Source organism: Proteiniborus sp. DW1, assembly GCF_900095305.1.
Classification (GTDB): Bacteria; Bacillota; Clostridia; order Tissierellales; family Proteiniboraceae; genus Proteiniborus.
In genome coordinates this window covers 148,223-172,269 of record NZ_FMDO01000044.1, presented here as the reverse complement: position 1 = coordinate 172,269, position 24,047 = coordinate 148,223, and the positions used below count along the sequence as shown (strand labels likewise).

The 24,047-nt window shown below is 32.2% G+C and carries 23 protein-coding genes; 22 read left to right on the top strand and 1 reads right to left on the bottom strand.

What is annotated here, in order from left to right:
• Nucleotides 1-21 precede the first annotated feature (21 nt).
• From DW1_RS11945 to lpdA, 6 genes are all read left to right on the top strand, one after another.
• A complete protein-coding gene (locus DW1_RS11945; protein WP_074350847.1) occupies nucleotides 22-1,596 on the top strand; it encodes an ATP-binding protein in 1,575 nt (524 codons plus the stop codon).
• Between the two features lies 1 nt (nucleotide 1,597).
• Nucleotides 1,598-2,290: a response regulator gene (locus DW1_RS11940; protein ID WP_074350846.1), complete on the top strand. Its 693-nt coding sequence runs from the start codon at nucleotides 1,598-1,600 to the stop codon at nucleotides 2,288-2,290.
• Nucleotides 2,291-2,605: 315 nt separating this feature from the next.
• Complete coding sequence (gene pdhA, locus DW1_RS11935) at nucleotides 2,606-3,691, top strand: pyruvate dehydrogenase (acetyl-transferring) E1 component subunit alpha (RefSeq protein WP_074350845.1); 1,086 nt, start codon at nucleotides 2,606-2,608, stop codon at nucleotides 3,689-3,691.
• Nucleotides 3,691-4,668, top strand: coding sequence for an alpha-ketoacid dehydrogenase subunit beta (locus DW1_RS11930; protein WP_074350844.1), 978 nt, complete (start codon nucleotides 3,691-3,693; stop codon nucleotides 4,666-4,668). Before pdhA ends, DW1_RS11930 begins: the two co-directional genes overlap by 1 nt.
• A 13-nt stretch (nucleotides 4,669-4,681) precedes the next feature.
• The gene (locus DW1_RS11925; protein WP_074350843.1) at nucleotides 4,682-5,995 is read left to right on the top strand and encodes a dihydrolipoamide acetyltransferase family protein; all 1,314 of its coding nucleotides are present in this window, start codon (nucleotides 4,682-4,684) and stop codon (nucleotides 5,993-5,995) included.
• A 13-nt stretch (nucleotides 5,996-6,008) separates the two neighbouring features.
• Nucleotides 6,009-7,394: a dihydrolipoyl dehydrogenase gene (gene lpdA / locus DW1_RS11920; RefSeq protein WP_074350842.1), complete on the top strand. Its 1,386-nt coding sequence runs from the start codon at nucleotides 6,009-6,011 to the stop codon at nucleotides 7,392-7,394.
• A gap of 196 nt (nucleotides 7,395-7,590) precedes the next feature.
• Here the strand turns inward: lpdA and DW1_RS11915 are convergent, their stop codons facing one another.
• Entirely contained in the window at nucleotides 7,591-8,883 is a 1,293-nt protein-coding gene (locus tag DW1_RS11915; protein ID WP_074350841.1) for a helix-turn-helix domain-containing protein, read from the bottom strand.
• Between the two features lie 285 nt (nucleotides 8,884-9,168).
• Here DW1_RS11915 and DW1_RS15945 point away from each other — a divergent pair, with 285 nt between their 5' ends.
• The 16 genes from DW1_RS15945 (at nucleotide 9,169) to ugpC (ending at nucleotide 24,046) form a co-directional block, all read left to right on the top strand.
• Nucleotides 9,169-9,297, top strand: coding sequence for a hypothetical protein (locus DW1_RS15945; protein ID WP_278335757.1), 129 nt, complete (start codon nucleotides 9,169-9,171; stop codon nucleotides 9,295-9,297).
• A gap of 159 nt (nucleotides 9,298-9,456) precedes the next feature.
• Nucleotides 9,457-10,776 (top strand): radical SAM/SPASM domain-containing protein, encoded by a 1,320-nt coding sequence (locus DW1_RS11910; RefSeq protein ID WP_074350840.1) that lies wholly within the window; start codon nucleotides 9,457-9,459, stop codon nucleotides 10,774-10,776.
• A gap of 162 nt (nucleotides 10,777-10,938) precedes the next feature.
• Complete coding sequence (locus DW1_RS11905) at nucleotides 10,939-11,142, top strand: hypothetical protein (RefSeq protein WP_074350839.1); 204 nt, start codon at nucleotides 10,939-10,941, stop codon at nucleotides 11,140-11,142.
• Nucleotides 11,143-11,253: 111 nt separating this feature from the next.
• A complete protein-coding gene (locus DW1_RS11900; protein ID WP_074350838.1) occupies nucleotides 11,254-12,615 on the top strand; it encodes a hypothetical protein in 1,362 nt (453 codons plus the stop codon).
• 9 nt (nucleotides 12,616-12,624) lie between these two features.
• Nucleotides 12,625-13,548, top strand: coding sequence for an ABC transporter ATP-binding protein (locus DW1_RS11895; RefSeq protein ID WP_074350837.1), 924 nt, complete (start codon nucleotides 12,625-12,627; stop codon nucleotides 13,546-13,548).
• A complete protein-coding gene (locus tag DW1_RS11890; RefSeq protein ID WP_074350836.1) occupies nucleotides 13,532-14,743 on the top strand; it encodes an ABC transporter permease in 1,212 nt (403 codons plus the stop codon). Before DW1_RS11895 ends, DW1_RS11890 begins: the two co-directional genes overlap by 17 nt.
• A 2-nt stretch (nucleotides 14,744-14,745) precedes the next feature.
• The gene (locus DW1_RS11885) at nucleotides 14,746-16,383 is read left to right on the top strand and encodes an ATP-binding cassette domain-containing protein (RefSeq protein ID WP_074350835.1); all 1,638 of its coding nucleotides are present in this window, start codon (nucleotides 14,746-14,748) and stop codon (nucleotides 16,381-16,383) included.
• A gap of 82 nt (nucleotides 16,384-16,465) precedes the next feature.
• Entirely contained in the window at nucleotides 16,466-16,660 is a 195-nt protein-coding gene (locus DW1_RS11880; protein ID WP_074350834.1) for a hypothetical protein, read from the top strand.
• Between the two features lie 219 nt (nucleotides 16,661-16,879).
• Nucleotides 16,880-17,065 carry a hypothetical protein gene (locus tag DW1_RS11875; RefSeq protein ID WP_074350833.1) on the top strand — a complete coding sequence of 62 codons (186 nt, stop codon included), beginning with the start codon at nucleotides 16,880-16,882 and terminating at the stop codon, nucleotides 17,063-17,065.
• Between the two features lie 13 nt (nucleotides 17,066-17,078).
• Nucleotides 17,079-17,513, top strand: a complete 435-nt coding sequence (locus tag DW1_RS11870; protein WP_074350832.1) for a hypothetical protein — start codon at nucleotides 17,079-17,081, stop codon at nucleotides 17,511-17,513.
• 14 nt (nucleotides 17,514-17,527) lie between these two features.
• Nucleotides 17,528-18,874, top strand: a complete 1,347-nt coding sequence (locus DW1_RS11865; protein WP_074350831.1) for an ABC transporter substrate-binding protein — start codon at nucleotides 17,528-17,530, stop codon at nucleotides 18,872-18,874.
• Between the two features lie 41 nt (nucleotides 18,875-18,915).
• Entirely contained in the window at nucleotides 18,916-19,740 is an 825-nt protein-coding gene (locus DW1_RS15200; RefSeq protein ID WP_083605663.1) for a carbohydrate ABC transporter permease, read from the top strand.
• Nucleotides 19,741-20,556, top strand: a complete 816-nt coding sequence (locus DW1_RS15195; RefSeq protein ID WP_083605662.1) for a carbohydrate ABC transporter permease — start codon at nucleotides 19,741-19,743, stop codon at nucleotides 20,554-20,556.
• The gene (locus DW1_RS11855) at nucleotides 20,556-21,845 is read left to right on the top strand and encodes an efflux RND transporter periplasmic adaptor subunit (protein ID WP_074350830.1); all 1,290 of its coding nucleotides are present in this window, start codon (nucleotides 20,556-20,558) and stop codon (nucleotides 21,843-21,845) included. The genes DW1_RS15195 and DW1_RS11855 overlap by 1 nt, the downstream gene beginning before the upstream one ends.
• Nucleotides 21,836-22,921, top strand: a complete 1,086-nt coding sequence (locus DW1_RS11850) for an ABC transporter permease (RefSeq protein ID WP_074350829.1) — start codon at nucleotides 21,836-21,838, stop codon at nucleotides 22,919-22,921. The genes DW1_RS11855 and DW1_RS11850 overlap by 10 nt, the downstream gene beginning before the upstream one ends.
• An 18-nt stretch (nucleotides 22,922-22,939) precedes the next feature.
• On the top strand, nucleotides 22,940-24,046 hold the full coding sequence (gene ugpC / locus DW1_RS11845; RefSeq protein WP_074350828.1) for an ABC transporter ATP-binding protein: 1,107 nt from the start codon (nucleotides 22,940-22,942) through the stop codon (nucleotides 24,044-24,046).
• Nucleotide 24,047: the final 1 nt, after the last annotated feature.

Genomic DNA, 24,047 nt, shown 5'->3' with positions numbered 1-24,047 from the left:
GGACAAAGGGAGTGTATTTATGTGAAGCTCCAGTATAAAATAACTATATTTATGACTCTTATGCTTGTCACTGTAATAGGTGGAATTGGAATACTTACTTTTAGACAAGTTGAAAATACAATAGAGCATCAGATGGGAAACAATGCAATGGATTTAGCAGTGACTATAGCTTCTATGGATGTCATAAAAGAAACACTAGCTACAACTAAGGATTATAGAGTTATTCAAGACAAAATTGAAAGCTTCAAGCATGATACAAGGTTTAATTATATAATAGTCATGGATATGGATGGTATTAAATATTCCTATCCAATAGAGTATGATTTAGGGAAGAAATACATTAGTGGTGGAGAGGAAAGGGTACTGAAGTATGGGGAATCATACGTATCTGCCGACAAAAATGTATTAATATCAGCCATAAGAGCCTTTGTTCCAGTTTATTATGAAGGAGAGCAGGTAGGGGCAGTACTAGTAGGTTTATTAAACAATACTGTTTATGAAGAAGTAAGGCCGTATATATTTAACTTCCAGTTGACAATTGCAATAGGCATAATAGTAGGTATTATTGGTGCTGCAGCATTGTCTTATAATATCAAAAAATCCATATTTGGACTTGAACCAAAGGAAATCGCTCTCCTACTAGGACAGAGAGATAACATACTCCAAAGCTTGAAAAACGGAATAATGGCAGTAGATGAAAAAGGTAATATTATACTTTTAAATAAGAATGCAAAAGATGTTTTAGGTTTTAAGGATAGTGATGTAGGTAAGAACATTTCTAACTTTAATTTAGCCTATACTAAAGAAATAATGGATGTACTTGAAAGCAAAGAGTCTATCTACAATGAAGAAGTTAGACTTGCACCTCAAAAAATACTTCTCTGTAGCCATACAATAATGAAAAATCATAAAAATGAAATTATAGGAGTCGTATCTAGTTTTCAGGACTTGTCAGAGGTTAAGAGAATGGCTGAAGAGCTTACAGGTATAAGAAAGCTGACAAATGACCTAAGAGCCCAAAGCCACGAATTTTCAAACAAACTCCAAACCATATCTGGGCTTATTCAGCTTGAAGAGTATGATAAGGCAGTGAAATATATATCTGACTTATCTGAACGGAGACATGAAATATTAGGAACATTAACCTATAAGATAAAAGATGTTCATATGGCAGGTATACTTTTATCGAAGTATAATAAGGCTGCTGAGGCTAAAATCGAAATGAAAATAGATCCTAATTCAAATGTAACAGCATTACCTAAAGAAATTAGTGCAGACGATGTCTGTTCAATATTAGGAAATTTAATCGATAATGCTATAGATGAATTGGTTAAGGTAAAAGATGGGAAACTATATATTAAGATTAATTCAGATGCGAATGAACTTAAAATCATAGTAAAGGATAATGGAATGGGTATAAGTGAAGATATTAGAGATAAAATATTTTTAAGAGGATATACTACTAAATCTGGATATAGAGGATTTGGCTTAAATATTGTGAAAAAAATAGTAGATGCTGCAGAAGGAGCAATAGAACTCAAATCAGATAGTGGTACTTGTTGGGAAATAACTATTCCCATGGGAAGGGGGAATTAATATGATAAAGGTTCTTATAGTTGAAGATGACCCAATGGTTAGAGAAATCAATGAGAAGTTTTTAAAAAAAATAGAAGGCTACAAACTATGTGCTAGTGTTGGGTCAATAGATAAGGCAAAGGAAGTTATTTTACAAGATAAGCCTGATCTAATATTATTAGATATATTTTTTCCACAGGGAAGAGGGCTAGAACTTTTAAAGTGGACAAGGAAAAAGGATTTAAAAATTGATGTGATTCTAATAACAGCAGACAGAAATATGGAATCTGTCGAGGAAGCCTTTAGATATGGTGCTGTTGATTATATAGTGAAGCCATTTGTCTTTGAAAGGTTCAAAGAAGCAATGCTTCAGTACAGAAATAGAAAAAAGAACCTATCATCCAATGAAGCTATAGATCAAGAAATAATTGATAAGTATGTATTAAATGAAAAGAAAGCAAATACCAACCTTCTAGAAGAAATTGGAGATGTAAAGGGTTTTAGTCAATATACCTATGAGAAAGTCATAAATTACATTGAGAATATGAAAGGACAAACATTTACAGCACAGCAGGTGTCAAAGAGTATTGGAGTCTCTAGGATAACAGCAAGAAGATACTTAGACTTGCTTGAAAAAGAGCAGAAGATTGTCCTTGAACTTGAATACGGAAAAGTGGGAAGACCTCAGAATAAATATAGATTAAAAGAAGAATAAAAATGGTAAATCCTATAGGGAGCAGATTAACTGATCTGTTCTTTTTTTGTCATTTTTAACGCTAGTGAAGAATCTATACATCGCAGTTTCGCAACACAAATTTATCTGCTTGCTGTCGCTCGCATGAATTTGGTGCTCATTGCGCTTGACCTACCAGCAATTTTCTGAAAAAGGCATTCAGAAAATCGGGTTAGGTCATAAAACATAGTTTTACTTTTAAAAAAGGGGGTATTATAAAAATAGACAATAAAACTATTTTGTTTTCATAATATAGAAATTAGACTATATATCTTAAAAGTGAGGAGGACTGGTTAAATGCTTACAGATAGATTTAATCCATTAAAAGAAGAAATGCTTAGCATACTAGATAAGGATGGGAAAATAATAAATGATAATTTACACCCCTTAATTGAGAATGATAATCTGTTGAGGATGTATAAAACAATGCTTCTTACAAAGGTAGCAGATATAAAAGCACTTCAATATCAGCGTCAAGGCAGAATGTTAACCTATGCACCTAATAGAGGTCAAGAAGCAGCACAAGTGGGTTCAATAGCAGCCACTAAGGAAAACGATTGGCTAGTTCCAGCCTTTAGGGAATTAGGAGCATGGTTATATAAGGGTGTACCACTTGAGCAAATATTCTTATATTGGTATGGAAATGAAATGGGAAGTAAGTTTCCTGATGATATAAAGATGCTTCCTGTATCAGTTCCTATAGCATCACAGCTTAATCATGCCACTGGTATTGCAATGGCTTCTAAGATAAAGGGAGAAAAAGATGTAGCAATTGTATATGTTGGAGATGGAGGAACTTCTCAAGGAGAATTCCATGAAGCAGTTAACTTTGCAGCAGTATTTAATGCACCAGTTATATTCTTAATCCAAAATAACCAATGGGCTATATCTGTACCTAGAGGCATACAGACAAAATCTAAAACCTTGGCACAAAAAGCCATTGCTTATGGAATACCTGGAATTCAAGTAGATGGTAACGATGTATTAGCAATGTATGCTGCAACTAAGGAAGCTGTAGAGAGAGCAAGAAATGGAGAAGGACCTACACTTATAGAGGCAGTAACCTATAGACTAGGGCCTCATACTACATCAGATGATCCTACAATATATCGTGATGATAGTGAGGTTAAAGAATGGGAAAAGAGAGATCCAATTGAGAGATTTAAGAAGTATTTAATAGATAAAGGTATTTGGAGTGAAGAAGAAGATAAAAAGCAATATGAGGAATACGAAAACTATGTTGGGGAAACCTTCAAGAAAGTTGAAGAATCAGGACTTGTTCCACTAGAAGATATATTTAAGTACACTTATGCTGAAATGACTCCAAATCTAGTAGAGCAATACGAGGAATATAAGAAATTTCTTCAAGAGGAGGGAATGTAATGGCTTTATTAAATAATATAGGCGCATTGACACACGCTTTAGATAGTGAAATGGAAAGAGACAGCTCTGTTATAGTTTATGGTGAAGACGTAGGCTATGAAGGTGGAGTTTTTAGAGCCACAGTAGGATTACAACAAAAATATGGAGTAGATAGATGTTTTGATACACCTTTATCGGAAGCGGCTATAGTAGGGACTGCAATAGGCATGGCTATAAATGGTATGAAACCAGTAGTTGAAATACAGTTTGATGGCTTTGTGTTACCAGCACTGAATCAAATAATTGCACATGCTGCAAGAATGAGAAATAGAAGTAGAGGTAAGTATAGTCTTCCTATGGTAATAAGAATGCCTTATGGCGGTGGAATAAGGGCCCTAGAACATCACTCTGAAAGCCCTGAAGCTATATTTGCTCATATACCAGGACTTAAGGTAGTGATACCTTCTACACCATATGATACAAAGGGCTTACTTTTATCAGCAATTAGAGACCCAGACCCAGTAATATTCTTAGAGCCAAAGAGAATATATAGAGCATTCAAGCAGGAGGTGCCAGAAGAAGACTATACAGTACCCATAGGCAAGGCTAAGGTAGTGAAAAGTGGTGAAGACATAACTGTAGTAGCATGGGGAGCATTAGTTAGAGAGACACAAAAAGCAATAGAGAAAGTAGAGAAAGAGGGAATAAGCGTTGAGTTAATAGACTTAAGAACTATATCTCCAATAGATAAAGATACAATAATAGAATCTGTGAAGAAAACAGGAAGATTTCTAGTTATACACGAGGCAGTAAAATCCTTTGGTGCGGGAGCGGAGCTTATATCAATAGTAAATGAGAAGGCATTTTTATATCTTGAAGCACCTCCAACAAGGCTCACTGGATTTGATATAACTGTTCCACTACCAAGAGGAGAACACCACTTTATAATAAAACCTAGACAGATTGCTAAGAAGATAAAAGAACTAGTAGAGTTTTAACGGAGGTGATAGAATGTTTGAATTTAAATTTGCAGATATAGGAGAAGGAATACACGAAGGTGTACTATTAAAATGGTTTGTTAAAGAAGGAGATAGAATTAAAGAAGGGGAGTCTCTCTTCCTTGTAGAAACAGACAAAGTAAATGCAGAGATACCCTCACCTGTAAGTGGAAAGATATACAAGCTATTTGGAGAAGTTGGCGATACAATCCATGTAGGAAATACAGTAGTTATAATAGATGATGGAAGTGGAGACAATAAAGTCGAATTAAAGCAGGAGCCTTTAAGTGAGGATGAAAAGGGTGCTGGAGTAGTTGGACATATAGAAGTATCCTCAGAAGTTATAGATAGCAGTGACGAAGGAAAACAGGATGAGAAGAAAACCAGAACTAAATCACTGGCAACTCCTGTAGCTAGAAAGCTAGCTAAGGATTTAGGGATAGATATAAACTTAGTAAAAGGCACAGGACCAGCTGGTAGAGTAATGAAAGAAGACATATATGCATATAAAGAAATGAATAAGAAAGTAGAAGAAGCGAAGGAAGTTGAAGAAACGAGCGTATTTGTCCAGCCTGTAGGAGGTACTTTCCTAAGACCTGAGATTAAACGAGAAGAAATAAAGGTTTACGGTGAAGTTGAAAGAGTGGCTATTTCTAGGATAAGGAAGACCATATCAGATAATATGGTACTGTCTAAATCTGTAATTCCTCATACTTCAGTTATGGATGATTTTGATGTAACTGAATTAGTGAAGCTTAGAAAAGAACAGAAAGAAATGGCTAGAGATAGAGGCATTAGCCTAACCTATATGCCATTTATTATAAAAGCTTTAACTATTGCATTAAAGGAATTCCCTGTATTTAATTCAAGTTTTGATGATATAAAGGATGAAATTATTTATAAAAAATACTATAATATTGGTATAGCAACAGATACACCAGAGGGGTTAATGGTTCCAGTTTTGAAGGAAGCAAATAATAAGGGAATTTTAGAGATTGCTAAGGAACTTGAAGGTATTGTGGAAAGGGCTAGAAACAAGACTATAGGCATAGATGACCTATACGGAGGAACATTTACAATAACTAACTATGGTGCATTAGGCTCATCCTATGGAGTTCCTGTAATCAGACATCCTGAGGTAGCGATACTAGGCATAGGTAAAATAGACAAAAAGCCTGTAGTGATAAATGATGAAATAGTCATTAGGCACATGATGCCTATATCGCTAAGTATTGACCATAGGATTATTGACGGAGGAGATGCAGGAAGATTTTTACTAAGACTTAAGGAGCTTTTGAGTAACCCCATGTTGCTGTTACTAAGCTAAGGGAGGAAAAAGGATGAAACAGTACGACATTTTAGTTATTGGAGCAGGTCCAGGAGGTTATGTAGCTGCCATAAAAGCAGCACAAATGGGAGCAAAGACAGCGGTAGTCGAAGCTGGAGAATTAGGAGGAGTTTGTCTAAATGTAGGATGTATACCAACTAAAACACTTCTGAAAAGTGCCAAGGTATACGAATATGTAATGAATGCAAATAAATATGGCGTTGACATTAAAGACAAAGACGGAGTATCTATTAACCTAGATGCAATGGTTAAGAGAAAAAATCAAGCGGTTAAAAGACTTACAGGAGGAGTTAAACTTCTGCTAGAGAAAAATGGTGTAGATATCTATAAGGGCTTTGGAGAGGTAGTAGACAAGAATACTGTAAAAGTAAATGACGAGATATTAAATACTAAGAACTTAATTATTGCAACAGGCTCATCTCCTATGATTCCAGATATTGAAGGAATTAAAGAGTCCTTTGAACAAGGCTATGCAGTTACTAGCACAGAGGTTCTTGATCCAAAGGAGCTTCCTGAACACTTGATAGTATTAGGAGCAGGAACTATTAGTATTGAGTTCGCAACACTTTATAATGCACTTGGCAGCAAAGTTACCATACTTCAAAGATCCCCTAGAATATTATCAGGAATAGACAAGGATTTAAGTGAAGCTATGGCTAAGATTCTAACTAAAAAAGGTGTAAAGATAATTTATGGAGTAAAACATAAGAAGTTCGAAGGCAACAAGGTAACAGTAGAAGTTAATGGGGAAGAAAAAACCTTTGAAGGAGATAAGATACTCGTTAGCCTAGGAAGAACCCCAAACTTGAAAGGTCTTGAGAACCTAAACTTAGAAACTGATAGAAAAGGTATAATCACTGATGAAAGAATGAGAACTAATATAGAAGGAGTATATGCGATAGGAGACGTAAATGGTAAACATCTATTAGCTCATGTTGCTTCAGCTGAGGGAATTATAGCAGTTGAAAATATAATGGGTGTGGATAGTAAAATGAGCTATGACAGAATACCTTCATGTATCTATAGCTTCCCAGAAATAGCAACTGTAGGTCTTACAGAAGACGAGGCAAGGGAAAAGGGATATGATATCATAGTAGGTACATTCCCGCTAAGTGCAAATGGAAAGGCCTTAGCTGAAGGAGATAGAGATGGTTTTGTTAAGATAGTTGCTAATAAAGAATTTGGAGAAATCCTAGGAGTTCATATGATGGCATCTACTGCTACAGACATGATAGCAGAAGGAGTCATGACTATGGAACTAGAGGGAACACTTGAAGACCTAGCAAGAGGCATTCATCCTCATCCAACTCTTTCTGAAACTGTTATGGAAGCAGCTCATTTGGCATTAGGTAATCCGATTCATACATTGAAACAATAAAAAATCTGTAACTCTCTATATAAAAAACAAAGCTGGCAAGGATAAAATAGTATGCCAGCTTATTTTTTTGCTTTAAGGGGAAAGCGAAGAAACGGGGTTATTGCTTTAGGATAAAGCAAGTAACCTCGTTTCTCATTTCATTAAACTGAGTAAAACTAAGGTTCTAAGAAATGATTTTGCAATGTTTAACTATGCCTTATATTTTTATTAGTATTTCTTTTGATTTATTAGAAAATTCATAGGCTTTTTTATAATCATCAGTCAAAGAATGTAACTCAGCTAAAAAAGTATATGCATCGTAAAGAGTATTCAGCTTTTCGCTTTTTTCTAGTATTTCTATAGCTTTATTAAGATAGTTTTCTGCCTTACTATATTCATTTAAAAAAATGTAGCATTTACCTAAGTTTTTGTATATAGAAGCTCTATCAGTATCCTTGATAATGTTAATATCTACTTCTTTTGAGAGATTAATTGTATCTATATATTTTTCCTCTTTAGTTAAGACTTCTATAATATCAGATTTTATTGTATTAACCTTTAATTGATTGTTAGTTTTCTCGTAATATTTCATGCTTTCGATTAAATATAATTTGGCATCAGAATAATTACCTTCTGTAATATAATAATTACCTAAGTTTTTTTGGCTTGCAGCCTTGAGGTCGTATTTTTCTGTGAAATCATAGAAAACGATGGACTTTTGTGTGTGGTATATTGCTTTTTTAATATCACCATTTTGTTCATATACTAAGCCTAAAAGCATATGAATATTGCCTGCATTATAGAAGCAATTGTATTCCTTAGAAATATCTAAAGAGTATAAAAGAGGAGGTATTGCTTCAATGTACTTTTGCTGCTCGAATAGAGAATATCCTAAGACATAATACAATTTAATTTCTATTAACTCATTATCTATATGAGAATTGCTTAGTAGTTCAATAGCTTTTCTAGAAGATTTTTCTGCATCTTTGAACTCATTATTATTAAAATAAATATAGCCTAGATTAAGATATGAAACTATTAGATAATAATAATCTTTATTCAAATCTAGAAGTTTAATGCATTCTTCAAAAGCTTTTTGTGCATCCTCTGATTTGTTAGTGTAAACATAACATCTTCCTAGAATGCTTAGGATTCTAGGATAATTTATTATGTCAGTTGAGCAATCATACTCTTCTAATATTTTTTTTATATAAGTAATGCAGTCATCATATTCCTTATTCTTAAACAAATATGTTGAATGTTCAAATGCCAGTTCAATACTACTCTTTTTTCCGTTTTCAATTACAATTGAATTATCAAGAAAATATGATATTGGCTTCTCAAGCTTCTCTGCAAGGTATTCAATAGTTTTTAGTGAAGGATTAGCAGAATCATTTTCTATCTTGCTTAACATATTTCTTGTAATAAAATTTCCTACCAGTTCACTTTGTGAAAGATTTTTTTCTAACCGTGCCTTTCTTATTTTTTGTCCTAAGGTTAGTTTAGTCATTTTTAATCACCGCCATAAGTAAATATAATTTACCTCACTATATCAGATTATTTTTATATAAGCAACAACATATTTTTAACAACATCATAAAACTACTGATGTAAGATATTGTCGAGCTTTTATAATTGACATTGATAAAAAAAACATATATACTGACAGTAAATAATATTGAACAGGCGTGACTGTGTTTTGTTGTAGTGTTACAAAAAACACAAAGACAAAGGTGAATTATGTTTAATAAGGAGGGGATATCATGAAGAAACCACTAAGACATTTTAAATTGTTTTGGTACTTATGATAATGATTTTTAAGCTTTGTATAGTATCTGCTGTTGCATCAGCAAGTGATAATGAAAAACCACCAATTCTTGGTGGAAAGAACAAAGTCGAGTGTTGGTGCTTAAAGAATAAATAACTATTTATGAAGCTATGGAATGCATATAATGATTATTTGTATTGAGAATTAGCAATTTATTTTCTTAACTAAGTAATAAAAGTATTCTATTTACTATTAAAGTGAGTAATAGTGTTTAACGTGGTTATGAAGAGTGCTTTATTATCCGGAGGTGATTTAGTGAAAAGTTCAAAATATAATATATTCATTGAAAACGGAAATAACGTATTGGCATATAATTCTCGAACATCTGCTCTAGCAGAGGTATCATATCCCAAATATGATACTATCCTAAAAATCCTTGAGAATCCAAATAACGAATGTGATGAAAAACTTAAGCAAGATTTGTTTTATGGAGGATTTTTGATTCAAGATGATTTTGATGAGTTGGCATCAATTAGGCATGATATGTATAGAGCTAGGTTTTCAACAGAAATATTACAATTGACTATTGCTCCAACGGCAGATTGTAACTTTAGATGTCCTTATTGCTATGAAAAAGATGTATTAGAAAATAAAGTTATGACAGATGATGTAGAAAATAAAATTATTAGCTTTATTAAATCAAAGATAAATAGCATTCATACATTAAGTATTACATGGTATGGTGGTGAGCCGCTTCTAGAAAGTAAGCGAATAGACCGAATGAGTGAGCAAATAATTGAGATATGTAATGAACATGGAGTAAATTATGATGCAGGTATTATAACAAATGGGTATTTATTAACGCGTAAGAATTTTTTGATGCTTGTTAAAAACAAGGTAAAAACCATACAGATAACATTAGATGGAACAGAAGAAACTCACGATAAGCGGAGGTATCTAAAAGATGGTGGAAAAACATTTAGTAAAATTATAGATAATTTATATGCACTAGTTGATATATACAAAGAAAAAAAGGAAGAATTACCTCGTATAAATGTAAGGATCAATACTGATAGAAATAATAAAGATGAAGCATTTGGACTGTTAAAATATATATCCAATAGCCCCTTATCTAAGTTTATTGCACTTGATATCGCAGCTGTTTATGATCCAGCAGATGTGGAGCATTTATATACATTGACACTTGAGGAATATAGTAAGGTTAAAAATGATTTTGTAGACCTATGTAGAGATGAGGGGTTTCAGATTAGCAATACTCTATTCTATCCGAAAAGAGTTAATGCAATATGTGTATGCGATAGGGTAAATACTGGGGTAATAGGTCCCGATGGAAGCGTATATAAATGCTGGGAAGAAATTGGAGACATTAATGCTTGTATTGGTCAAGTGGGTAATAACACCGTACTTAATCTACCAGAAAGATATTATGATTATATGTTATTTGATCCTACATTATCAGAGCAATGTTCTAACTGCAATATTTTACCTATTTGTATGGGTGGAGGCTGTCCATTAAGAAGAAGTCGTGATAAAGTAAAGAACTGTGAGCTACAAATGAAGAATATTACTAGTTCAATACTAAAAAGCTATCAGCTTATTACGTCAAGTAATTAAGATAAGTGCTATTATGGTAGTTATGATGATGCTATTCTCAATTGACCAGAGTAATAAAAACAAATAATTGTTTCAAGATTACAAAATGGTAAGTAGTAACAAACTTAAACTTAGATGATGATATTAGCTTGTGTTATAATTGATAGAAAGTGAGGTTTTGTTATGAATTTTATAGTAAATCCGTTGGAATTGATTTCTCCATTAGATACCTGTTCATGTGGAAACAATTCTGGGACTGTTACATATAGCAGCCCATGTAATAATAATTGTACACGTGATTGTGGGGGTTACTGTGGCACTTTTGAAGTATGTGTTACACCTACTGGAGTTAAGTATTCTCCAGAAGGAATAAATCCAAAAGCATAAAGCAAAACAAGAATAGTATTTGACTAAGATCTAGAATAAATATGAGATAGCATCATCACTACAAAAAAGCGAAAGGGAGGAATTGCCATAAGATACTCAATAAAATCTATTATGAAAAGTAAAATTACTTTAGCATTTGCTATTATACTTATCATACTAAATATCTACACTATTATTCGCTTAGAAAAAATTGCCCATAACTCAAAGCATAACCTTGCTATTCGCTATGAATTACTTGCCCTCGAACAAGAAGAGCTTATAAGAATGGAAAAAGCAGGTATGGAGCTTTTACAACTAACTGAGACTGAGAAACCGATATGGGATAACTATATCTTACACTTAGAATGGAAGCTAGAAAAATATAAGGTTATGGCTGAAAAATTAGAAAATAGTACTTCGTCTGACACATGGAAGGATGAACTGTACTGTGATATTGAGATGACTATGACATATATGGACACTGTAGCTAATCCTGATAATGGAAGGGCATTATCACATGATGTATTTAAGGAAGAAATAGAACTTCTAAACTTAGACATTAATTGTCCTTTTGATTCAAGTCAGCTTCATCTTATAAGGGATATTGCTAGAATGAAAGGTATAGATAATGCTTGGAGTGAAGAAACCTGTGAGTATGTATATAATGGACTTAAACAAACGCTAAAGGCAAGATTTGAATTAGCAAAATCAGGGGAAAAACAACTGTATTCAGGAACAGCTTCCCCTTGGACATTTTATATCAATAAAGTAGGCTTGGAAGAGTATTCATACCAATTACTTGCTGTACTTGTAATCATTTTTACAGGTGCTGTTATTTTAGAAGAACGTAAAAATAGAAGTAACAAGCTTATTGAGATGTTGCCTGAAAAAAGAAGCTATATAATAAGCTATTATTACAAATTAGGTCTTATATCTGTAATGAGTATTCTGGTTATTACACTTATATTGCCTATACTTTATTTTGGCTTTAAGTATGGATTCAATGGGCTACAAAATCCTATATTTGTCTATGAACAGGGATTTACTTCATTTACAGGATATACACATGTTCAGGAATATTCCTATTATGGATTAGGTAAATTTTATGGAACGAGACCATGGTTTGAAGGAGGGTATTATCCGGCAACTATACTTACAATCTATCCTTTATGGAAGGTCATGCTAATTTCTTTAATTATTAGTTTATTAAAGGTCATTTTCTTCACCATATTAGGAGTAGGTATAGGACTTAGCTTTACTAGTGTCATGCGTTCATCTTTTGTACTGACTATAGTTTCGGTTTTCTATTTAGTCTCACAGAGGTTAGCAAATAAGATGTATTTCAACCCACTTTCCATTAATTCATCTTGGGATGTTGCAACAGGATCAGCTACATATACATGGTTTAAATCAGCAGCTGTACTTATAATATCAATTATTATTATGCATATTGTATTTTATGTCATAAATGAAAAAAGAGATTATGTAGGCTAGGAGGAAACAATGAAAGATATATTGAAGGTCGAGCACTTAAGGAAAAATATTGGGAAGGCTTGCATTATTCCAGATTTGAGCTTTGTAGTTAAGGAGCAAGAGATAGTAGGTTTTTTAGGTCCTAATGGTAGTGGTAAATCCACTACACTAAAATGCATTTGTGGCTTATATCATACAAATAATGGAAATATAGAAGTTAACGGTCATTCTATTGTAAAAGAGAGACAAAAGGCTTTGGCTCATATGGGTGTCAGTATAGAACATCCTACACTATATCCAGAGCTTTCAGGTTTAGACCATTTGAAGATGATGGCTAATTGGCGTGGAATAGATAAAAATAGAGTGAAAGAGATGGTAGAATTCAGCGGTTTAGGAATAGAAATCAAAAAAGCTACTGGCAAATATTCCATGGGAATGAAGATGAGACTTATGTTAGCTTTAACAATTATGCACAGGCCTAAATTAGTAATACTAGATGAGCCAACAAACGGTTTAGATCCACAGGCTGTTTTCAAACTGCGTCAGCAAATGGAATTTATACGTCAAGAAGGTTCTTCTATTTTATTTTCTTCACATCAACTAGGTGAAGTTGAGAAGATAGTTGACAGAGTGATTTTCATTAATAAAGGGAATAAGCTTTATGATGGACCATTGCCAGAAGATTTGCTATCAGAAGCTGCATATGGCATATTAGTTCATGAGCGTGAAGAAGCTAGAAAGCATATTCAAAATATTTCTGAAGTCAATTTGCTGCCAGAGCAGGATGATGATACTTGGATTTATTTCACGTGTAAGGAAGAAAAGGCTCTAGGAAAGTTATTGATGGCTTTATCCAAAGAGAATATATATGTTCTTGATATAAGAAAAGAACATAATGACCTAGAAAGTTATTATAAAAAAGTGTACGGTGATAAATATGAAGGGGCTATTTAAGAATGAAATTAAAATGTTTTATTCTAAAAAAAACATTTTAATTTTAATTATATCTTGTGTTATAACAGTTTTAATATTTCAAGTAAATTATGAAAGGCAATACGAGAGGTATTCACAACAGCGTCTACAGAAGCTATATGAAGAAGTTAATAATGCAAAAGTATGGTCAGCTCGTTATACAAGGCGACTTGAGCGATTAATAGATGAACTTCCCGGACATCCTAGTACTCCAGAAGCAGAGCTCATGGATCAAACATGGAAAAGCCACTTAAAAAACCTAACAACGCTTAGTCTTTTATGGAAAGATCCTGAAGAAAACAAAGAAAAAATTATTAAAGTTGAACAGAGAATAGACGAAAGTTTAATTGAAGTAAATGAGATGAATATTGAAACAGGTATTACTCGTTTATATAGAGATGTAGAAAGAGAATGGAATAAAAGAAGGATGTTGTCAGAGAAATATAATGAGGTGGGTATAGAGGCGGAGATTAATCCTTTAAAGCCAACAGCAATGTACTTATTAATTGATTCACTCAATGGCAGTAGCTACATGAGTTTACTTGCTATAGTACTAATTATACTCTTTAACTTTGATATATGGTCAAAAGACTTTGATAATGAAACTGTAAGGTTAATTTTCACACTTCCCTACAGTAAAACAAAAATCTTCAATATAAGATTTATTACTAGATTTGTTCTATCGTTATTTTCAGTATTAATCCCAATAATAATTTTGTGTATAATTGGCTTTTGTAAATATGGGTCGGGAATAGATAGTTTTGCCACAATAAATAGTCAAGCATTATATGCCTTTGGTAGCTTTGAAAATGCTAATGAATTTTTACAAGCTTATGATATAGTAATAAGTATAGGAAAGCTAGCTTTGTATAGTAGTCTTATATTCATTTTGTTTATGTTTTTAACATTTTCATTAGCGACCTTTGTATCTTATGCATCAAAGAATCAGCAAATATCTATACTAATATCCATGGTTGGAATAGTCATGCTATCAGTATCTCTTTTAACACCCACAGAGCCTAAAAAATCGGCTATTAATCTCTTACAATTTATAGATATAAACAAATTATTATCAGGGGCTTTGAGTTTTTCATGGATTTGGGCATTGAGTATTTTTATTTTAAGCAACTTTATTTTGTACTCTGTAAATTTATTATGGGTTAATTATAAGGAGTAGAGATGAAAAATATAAGTGATATTCTTAAATTTGGTTTCAAATATATAAATAAACATAGATATAGCTATATATTTTATATAATTTTGTCCTTATTGATTAGTTTAATAGGTGTTTTTGTACCTTTGATAACTGGTCAGATTGTTGACATGATTACTGGAAAGAATACAATGGTTAGCTTGCAACAGTTAGTTGGGAGTTTTGTAATTTTAATACTTATTCAATTTATATTATCTTATATTACTAATTTACAATATATTAGAATACAAAGTGAATCGGGTTACATAGCGAATATTTCAAGTATTGAAAAAATATATAATGCTTCATATAGGGAAGTTTGCAATGTGAATCCATCATCACTCAATCAAATGATAAATAATGATTGTAATATAATAGTGATTTTTTGTATAACATTATTTAGAGATCTTTTAGTAAACATAGCTATTATTTTTACTGTCTTCGTTATTGTTTTTAGGCAATCTAGAGCTCTGTCTATTCTGTTCATGATTCTTGTAGGATGTTATAGCATAATTTATTATGGCTTTAAGAATAAGTTATATGATCAGTCGCTAAAAGTTAAAAATAAACAATCTGATTTTTTTGGAAAATTATATAATTTATTAGGCAATTTAAGGTCTATTAAAATAAATGGTTTTTTTTCTAGAACTGTTGAAAAGCAAAATTTAGTTTTTGATACTTATAAGCATGAACTAATTGAACAAGTAAAACTATCAAATATCTTTAACTTCTTTACATCAGCAATTACTATAGCCGCTCAGGTTTCTTTGTATCTATATGGCGGTAATATGGTACTACACGGAAATATGAGCATAGGAATTTTTGTGGTTTTGACTAGTTATTTTTCAAAACTGCTAAATTCAACAGACTATTTTTTACAATTAGGTACTCAATTGCAGAATGTAAAATCTAGTTATGATAGACTAATGCAATATACAAGCCATGAAGAGCATAAATATGGGAATATCAATATTAATTCTGTAGAAAGAATCTATTTCGATAATGTAAGCTTTAAGTATGATAAAGATACTGTGTTTGAGTTAAGTAAACAATTCGAGAAAGGTAAAATTTACTGGATTAAAGGCAGCAATGGAAGTGGAAAAACTACATTTATTAATTTATTGGCTGGGTTGTATGGTTTAGATTTTCATGGTAACATTTTTATCAATGATTATCCACTAAAAGATATAAACTTCTCAAAGGTAATAACTTCAAAAATATCTATTGTAGAACAAAGACCATTTATTTTAAGTGAATCATTGACTGATAATCTATTTTGTAAGAGTGAGATTGAAAATCCTTTAGAAGAACGAGATTTTGAAACAGAGTTTATTCTTGATAATTTTAATATTGCAAATATTGCTAACTCAAAAAAAGATGGATTTGATAGTGAACTGGATTCACTGAATGATGAAGTATCTGGTGGAGAACGTCAAAAAATAGCTTTAGCTCGTACTTTTTTATCATCAGCAGATGTATGGATATTTGATGAGCCTACCTCTGCATTAGATAAAGAAAGTAAAAAGAGTTTTTATCAATTAATTGAAAAGAATAGAAGATCAAAACTAATCATTATTATATCACACGAAAATCTTGATCTATATGACGAAATAGTTGAATTTTAGATGTCTTACCGAAATGGAAATGAAAAAAGTTAGGAAGTTGAGTTATTGTTATTGGATGAAGCAATAACTTTGCTTTCATGAAATGTTTGATATCATAGTAGGCACATCCTCACTAAGTACAAACGGAAAGGCTTTAGCAGAAGGAGTCATGACAAAGGAACTAGAAGGAACTCTGGCAGACCTAGCAAAAGTAATCCATCCTCATCCAACTCTTTCTAAAACAGTTATGAAAACATCACATTTACCATTAGGGAGTTCAATTCATACATTGAAGTAAAAAATATTATATATATAAAAGTAAAGCTGAGGATAACCTTAGCTTTATTTATTTTTATGAATCATATAAAAACAATATACAAAGGTTGGATTTGATTACATTAAGTGGTATAATAAACTAAATGGAGTACAAAAATACCAAAAAAAACCATTATCTTTTAAATTTTCTCTCGTTCATCAAAAGAACTAGAGTCAGCTATAAAAAGTTGGAGGAATCATAATGAAAAAAGCTAATCTCTTTATATTAATTATTGTATTTTTACTATTTACTGTAAGCAGTACTAATGGTACAAAAGACGTAGGTAAGAAAATAGATAATCCAAAAGAAATCACTATAATGCTCACAGATAATGATTATGACTGGGTTAAAGAACGTGCTGCGTTTCTATTAAATTGCAAGCGATGATAATAAAGTTATCTTGCCAAATGTCGTTTATGGAGAAGACAATATATTTGATACATGGGGATTTATAGTTAACGCAAATGGAAAGAACATAGAGCTAGGAATGGAATTTATAAATGAATTATTAGAAGATGACAATCAACTAGAAATGTTTACAAAGGAGTATAGTCCATATCCGGTTAATAAAGAAATAGAGAATGAAATCAGCAAAATTGAAACAGAAAAAGGGATTAATGAAGAATCTATAGGACTGAGAAAATATTTAATAAATCAAATTGAACTTGGTAATTACGAGCGCTATCATAGCAGCATAAAGAAACAAGAGTTACAAAGCAAGCTCTATTTGGATTTTGTAGAATACATCTTTGCAGATGAGCTTTACACTGATGAAGAATTGAGCGAAGAGCTGCAAAAGCTTGAGACAAAATATAGAATATGGCTTAATGAGTAAAGAGGTGTTGAGTTATGAAAAAATCTGTTATGCTTGTTTTGAGTATTTTCCTAGCATTTTTAACTATTGGGTGTTCTTTAAATAGTTCTAAAAATAATACGGACAAAGGTGACGGACAGAGAGAAATATCTATTATCGCACATTTTACTAATGAGGACGAACTTTATAAATCTTTTCCTGAACTAGCTAGATATATAATGAAATTTGAAGCGGAGAAAGGTATAAAAGTAAATTTTGAAAAAATAAACTTTAGCAATTATGATGACTATATCCAGAAGCTCAACACCAAGCTATATATGAAAGAAGGGCCTACTTTAGTATTTTTTTCAACTGCTGAAAACTATGGCAAATATATAGATGCTGGTATTGCATTAAATATCAAAGGTAAAATTCCAAACTATGATAAAGTATATGATTCATTAAAATATAAGGACTCCTTTGTTCCAGTTGGGATGAGTTATATTTCAACTGTATTAAATAAAAGTGCACTTGATGAATTGGATATGGAAGAGCCTAATATTGATTGGACACATGAAGAGTACTCAAGGATTAAAGAACAATGGATAAAGCATAAAGAACAAGTGAACTTTAGTTACATCGTATATAGAGATATTGTAGAGAGACCATTAAATGATTTAGAAATAATAGATAAAGAAAAGAAGGTAATTTATCTAAATACTAGCGAAATTAAGGATTTAATAAATATCGCAAGAGAAAAGTTATTTTCAGGAAGTTACATAATCAATCAGCAATATTCCTATATGGATTATTATAATGCATTTTTTGATTATAATACTAATGAACACCTTAAAACCAAAGAGTTTGATTTCTGGAACGACAATAATATGCTAGAGCGGAGATTTGGAGTACGTGCCTTAAAGTCATTTGTTACAAGCTCATATATAGAAAAGGAAAATGTATTGATACTACCTAGACTAGATGTAGATACTGCATTATCAACATCAGGATTTATTATTAATAGAAATGGTAAAAATACTGACCTTGCAATAGATTTTTTAAACGGATTATTAGATGACGAAGTTCAGCTTTCAATGTTTAACAACCTAACCTATGGCGGTTATCCAGTTAATAAAGATATAGAAGAAAAAATCAGTAAAATTGAGTTGGATAATGATGTTAATAAAGATGCAATTATATTAAGAAAGTACATACTAGAAAAGATAAAAGCTGGAGAATTAAAGCCTTATAAGCAAATAGATTCAACCCTATATGAATTTCGTCAGATGCTACATAAGGATCTTATGAAATTAATTTTTTCAAAGGAAGAGTACTCAGATGAAGAGTTAAGTAAGGAACTTCAAAGACTTGAGGATAAATACAATATGTGGCTTAATGAATAAATCAAATCTGTAGCTAAGTCAGACAAAAGGGGGACTTAGACATGAGAAAATATTTAAAAAAACTTAAAGGCTATTATTTTATACTGCCGAGCCTTTTAGGCTTTGCATTTTTCTTTGTATTGCCATTTATAGGCGGGATAAAATACTCATTTAGCATGAGTGGATTTAACAATACATTTGTAGGCTTAAAGAATTACAAAGAAATTTTTGAAAGTGAAGCATTTAGACTTGCACTGAAAAATACAGGTGTTTTTATGGGAATAGCTGTACCGCTTATTATCATGTTTTCATTTATCATATCTCTCATTATACATGAAATAAAAGCCCCAAAGCTAATTAAACTATTCATAATACTCCCAATGATAATTCCATCTGCTACAGTCGCAGGCTTCTTTAGAAAAATATTTGGTGCATCAGGCTTTGATATCATAGACTCAGATTATGCAATGTTAGTTGTTATACTTATTTTCATATGGAGAAATACGGGATATAATCTAATTATTTACCTGGCAGGGCTATCACAGATAAATAAAGAAGTAATTGAAGCTGCTGAAATAGATGGAGCAAGTTATCTTCAAAAGCTATGGCATGTCATTATTCCACTTTGCATTCCTACTACAGTATTTGCATCAATAGTCACTATTATTAACTCTTTTAAGGTGTTTAAGGATATATACATACTACAGGGAAGTTATCCCAACCCAAAGATATATATGCTTCAGCATTACATGAACAATAAATTTAGAGATCTACAGTATGAAAAACTCACTTCAGCAGCATATGTATTTGCACTAATCATATTTACATTTGCCTTTTTGGTATTTATGATGGATAAAAACTATTCCAGGAAAGTGGGGGATAGCTAAATGAAGAAAATATTATTTGTATTAATTCTAGTCATATCACTTATTTACATATATCCCATAGTCTACACATTTACCAATTCCTTTATGACAGAAGCTCAGATTAATACAGAAGGTGTACACATAATCCCAGATGAATTTAATATTCAGCAGTATTATTCATTAGTTACAGATAAGGCTGAGTATTTTAGATTTTTTTTGAACTCAGTTAAGTTGACAGCCTTTATAATAATAGGACAAATAGTGCTAGGCATTTTTGCAGCCTTTGCATTTGCTAAGATAGACTTCTCAGGAAGAAACTTTATATTCATGATATACATTTTGGCAGTCTTGCTGCCATTTCAGGTAACATTAGTGCCAAACTATTTAGTACTAGATAAAATTCATAGAGTATTGAATTTTCAAATACTAGATACTCATTTGTCTATAATCTTGCCTGGTATATTTACATCCTTTGGGGTCTTTCTCCTAAGACAGTTTATAAGGGGGATTCCAAGCGAAATAATTGAAGCAGCACGAATTGATGGGGCAGGATATATAAAAATATTGTTTAGAGTTGTACTACCTATGATAAAGCCCGCGATATTTTCCCTAGTAATACTTACATTCATAGACAATTGGAACCTTATTGAACAGGCAGTTATATTTATTGATACACCAGCAAAGATGCCACTATCAGTATTTTTAGAGAACATTTACTATAATGACTACAAGGTTTTCTTTGCAGGAGCAGTACTTTATATTATTCCTGCTTTGATTATATTTATAAAGGGAGAAAAATACCTTCAGGAAGGTCTCGTTATAGGGAGGAATAAGTAATGGATAATAAACTTTTAAAAAGGATCAAAAATGTGGTGATAAGCTTTTTTGTAATTATTTTCATCTTAGGATTCTTTTCTAAATCTACCATAGCCTTATTTTTGCCAAAGGTTCAAGTTGCTCCAGTTACGAAAAGCGCATATAGTAAAACCTTAGATATAGAAGGTTCTGTAGTGCCCAAAGAAGTCTTTAAGGTGAGAATCAATGGGGACATAATTGTAGATGAGTTTTATGTTAAGGCAGGGCAGGAGATTAAGAGGGATCAGCCCGTATTTAAGATAGACAATTCCTTTGGAATAAGGACATCAGGACAAAGACTTGATGATTTAAAGCTAAGTCTAGACAAGAATAAGCAAGAGTTAGAAAAGCTCATTTCTGAATCATATGAATCAGACGAGAAGAACATTGAGTTATTTGAAGAAAAGTTAAAGCTTCAAAAAGAGGAGCTAGAAAAGCTTGAGGAGTTATATGAAAATGGTGCAGTAGCTTACTCAATTCTTGAGCAAAAAAAGATGGAATTAACAGCAAGTGAGTTAACTCTTGAGATAATGAAGCATGAGATGGAGCTTAAAAAATCAAAGAAGGATATGTTAGTTGCAGAAATTCAAAGAGATATTAAGAAGATTCAAGATGAAATTGCAAGCATTGAAAATCAGAAGAAGTTTTACTCTCGCCTAGGAGAAGATGGGATATACTTTTCTGAAGTCGACGGTATTATTTTAGATATAAATACTGCTGGTAATATTCTAAGCCAGGATGTTAGCATTGTAGAAATTGCATTAGTAGATGGATTTGATTCAGTTCTATTTGAAGCATTAGTTACTGATGAATATTATGATTTTATTAATAGCACTAAGAGAATTGAGCTAAATTTTGAAGATAAGGCAATGCCTAAGGAAGTTGTGGTAACTAGCATAAGCAGGATTTCAGAGAATAATATGATAAGAGTAGAAGGCGAATTTGGCAGAAGTACTAAAGAGCCTATAATCGGTCAAAGAATAAGAGGAAAAGCTGTTAGAAACTTCAACTTAGAAGGAACTATTCCCAAAGATGCTATAATTCCTGTTGGCAGTTTTGATATAGGAAATCAAGGAATAGTTTATATCTTAGAAGAGAAGGAAGGAATACTAGGAACAGAGTATTTTGCTAAGCAGGTAAATGTCACCTTAACTGGGGTTGGAGATAACAATGTTAGTATTACAGGTCTTGAGGGATTTACCAAACCTAAGGTTATAACAAATCTCTCCTATAAGATTAAGGATGGAGTGAAGGTATTCCTATGGAAATAAGAATAGTTGTTGTTTTATGCCTGATTGTGATATTTGCATTAGTATCATTTATTTTTCTAGAGAACAAGTATAATCCTATGGGAGTTGAGCTTAGTGTCAGAGGGAGTGTTACAGAAGAGGCTTCTAATAAGATTAAGGAAATTAGCCAAGTAGACAGCGTTAATATAAGCTATTGGATGCCATATGACAAACATAAATTAGTGATGACAACTGGCATGGATAGACAATTAAAGAGCATTGATCTTATTTATGGACAGTTTATATCAAGCCTAGATAGAAAAGTTGCAGTTATAGGAGATAAGGTTGCAGACTACTATTTTAGAAGTGAAGAAGTAGTTGGTAAGAATATACTTATCTATGGGGAAGAGTATGAAGTAATTGGAGTATTAAAGAGAAGTAAAGATATCTATATTCCATTTTCTCAGGATCTAACCTCACTAGATTGGAAAGCAAAAAACATAAAATACTCTGTAAAAGATAAAGAGCCATTATATGCAGCAATAGAAAAAGTAGAAGGAAAGCTTAGGAATCTGAGAGGAATAGAAGTGTATGATACTGTTATTTATAAGGAAAAGATTTATGCTTATATGAATCTTGTCATTCTAGTAATTATATATTTCTTTGCCTTTTACACATTCAGAACTTATATATATCTAAAAAAAGAAACATTGCACTTGTTCAATAAATACAAGGAAGTGAGAAGAAATACTGAGTGGTTTAGATTTATAAAAGCCAATATAAAAGATACTAGTAAGGCAGTCGGTAAAATAATGGGTATGCTTATATTAATACTAGGAATATGGGTAGCCAAATCCTATTTATTCCTGGCAGATACCATAATACCAGATAACTTGTTTTCACCTAGCAGCTACTTAACTGTATTAAAAGCTAAGTACAATCAGCTAATGCTACATTTGCAGAATGGATTTACTGATATTTCAATAGATATTATTCTAATAAATATTTTAGGTTCATTGATGACCATTATTATTGCTATGCTTTTAAGTAGTAAGTTGAAGGGGAAGGGAAAATATTCATTAATGCTAAAGCAGGATATAGAATCGGTAGAACAGTAAACAGGGGGGCTGTAAATCATGGCTAAATTAACATTTAAAAATGTATTTAAGATATACAAGCCTGATAATATTATGGCTGTTAATGACTTTAACTTAGAAATAGAGGATAAGGAATTTGTAGTATTAGTAGGTCCTTCAGGCTGTGGTAAGTCTACTACTATTAGAATGGTGGCGGGGCTAGAGGAAATTACAAAGGGGGAGCTATATATTGATGATATACTAGTTAATGACATCCCTCCTAAGGACAGAGATATTGCAATGGTTTTTCAAAACTATGCACTATATCCCCATATGACTGTTTATGATAATATGGCTTTTGGGTTAAAGCTTAGGAAAATTCCAAAGTGTGAGATAGATAAAAGAGTAAAAGAGGCTGCAGATATACTTGGGATACAAGAGTTGTTAGATAGAAAACCAAAGGCATTATCAGGTGGACAAAGACAAAGAGTGGCTTTAGGGAGAGCTATAGTTAGAGAGCCAAAGGTGTTCCTTATGGACGAGCCTTTATCTAATCTTGATGCTAAACTAAGGGTGCAGACCAGGAGTGAAATAGTAAAGCTTCATAAAAGACTACAAACTACATTTATATATGTAACTCATGATCAGACAGAAGCTATGACTATGGGTGATAGAATAGTTGTTATGAAGGATGGTATAATACAGCAGGTGGCTAGACCCCAGGAGATTTATGAAGCTCCTTCAAACCTTTTTGTAGCAGGCTTTATAGGTAGTCCCCAGATGAATTTTATAGATGTAAGGATAGAAGAAAATGGCTCTTATGCTGAGTTTGGAGGCATTAGACTTAAACTCTCAGAGGAAAAATCAAAACTTCTCAGGGATAGTGGATACACTGGTAAAACAGTTACTTTAGGCATAAGACCTGAAGATGTCTATGTAGGAGAACATTTTGAAGGTGATTATAGATTTAGCAAGTTTAGGGCAAGTGTCGATTTGATTGAAATGGTAGGAGCAGATACATTTTTATATTTACAGGCTCATAATAATTTAATAATTGCTAAAACTGATTCTAAGAGAAGAGGCGACTATACTGACGAGGTTGATTTGTTTTTTGATATGACAAGGATACACTTTTTTGATAAAGAAACAGAAAAGGCAGTTAAATAAG

Excerpts from the sequence above, each read along its gene's own strand:
- DW1_RS11940 (WP_074350846.1), top strand. The coding sequence starts at position 1,598 with ATGATAAAGGTTCTTATAGTTGAAGATGACCCAATGGTTAGAGAAATC.
- pdhA (WP_074350845.1), top strand. The coding sequence starts at position 2,606 with ATGCTTACAGATAGATTTAATCCATTAAAAGAAGAAATGCTTAGCATA.
- DW1_RS11930 (WP_074350844.1), top strand. The coding sequence starts at position 3,691 with ATGGCTTTATTAAATAATATAGGCGCATTGACACACGCTTTAGATAGT.
- DW1_RS11925 (WP_074350843.1), top strand. The coding sequence starts at position 4,682 with ATGTTTGAATTTAAATTTGCAGATATAGGAGAAGGAATACACGAAGGT.
- lpdA (WP_074350842.1), top strand. The coding sequence starts at position 6,009 with ATGAAACAGTACGACATTTTAGTTATTGGAGCAGGTCCAGGAGGTTAT.
- DW1_RS11915 (WP_074350841.1), bottom strand. The coding sequence starts at position 8,883 with ATGACTAAACTAACCTTAGGACAAAAAATAAGAAAGGCACGGTTAGAA.
- DW1_RS11905 (WP_074350839.1), top strand. The coding sequence starts at position 10,939 with ATGAATTTTATAGTAAATCCGTTGGAATTGATTTCTCCATTAGATACC.
- DW1_RS11900 (WP_074350838.1), top strand. The coding sequence starts at position 11,254 with ATGAAAAGTAAAATTACTTTAGCATTTGCTATTATACTTATCATACTA.
- DW1_RS11895 (WP_074350837.1), top strand. The coding sequence starts at position 12,625 with ATGAAAGATATATTGAAGGTCGAGCACTTAAGGAAAAATATTGGGAAG.
- DW1_RS11890 (WP_074350836.1), top strand. The coding sequence starts at position 13,532 with ATGAAGGGGCTATTTAAGAATGAAATTAAAATGTTTTATTCTAAAAAA.
- DW1_RS11885 (WP_074350835.1), top strand. The coding sequence starts at position 14,746 with ATGAAAAATATAAGTGATATTCTTAAATTTGGTTTCAAATATATAAAT.
- DW1_RS11880 (WP_074350834.1), top strand. The coding sequence starts at position 16,466 with ATGTTTGATATCATAGTAGGCACATCCTCACTAAGTACAAACGGAAAG.
- DW1_RS11875 (WP_074350833.1), top strand. The coding sequence starts at position 16,880 with ATGAAAAAAGCTAATCTCTTTATATTAATTATTGTATTTTTACTATTT.
- DW1_RS11865 (WP_074350831.1), top strand. The coding sequence starts at position 17,528 with ATGAAAAAATCTGTTATGCTTGTTTTGAGTATTTTCCTAGCATTTTTA.
- DW1_RS15200 (WP_083605663.1), top strand. The coding sequence starts at position 18,916 with ATGAGAAAATATTTAAAAAAACTTAAAGGCTATTATTTTATACTGCCG.
- DW1_RS15195 (WP_083605662.1), top strand. The coding sequence starts at position 19,741 with ATGAAGAAAATATTATTTGTATTAATTCTAGTCATATCACTTATTTAC.
- DW1_RS11855 (WP_074350830.1), top strand. The coding sequence starts at position 20,556 with ATGGATAATAAACTTTTAAAAAGGATCAAAAATGTGGTGATAAGCTTT.
- DW1_RS11850 (WP_074350829.1), top strand. The coding sequence starts at position 21,836 with ATGGAAATAAGAATAGTTGTTGTTTTATGCCTGATTGTGATATTTGCA.
- ugpC (WP_074350828.1), top strand. The coding sequence starts at position 22,940 with ATGGCTAAATTAACATTTAAAAATGTATTTAAGATATACAAGCCTGAT.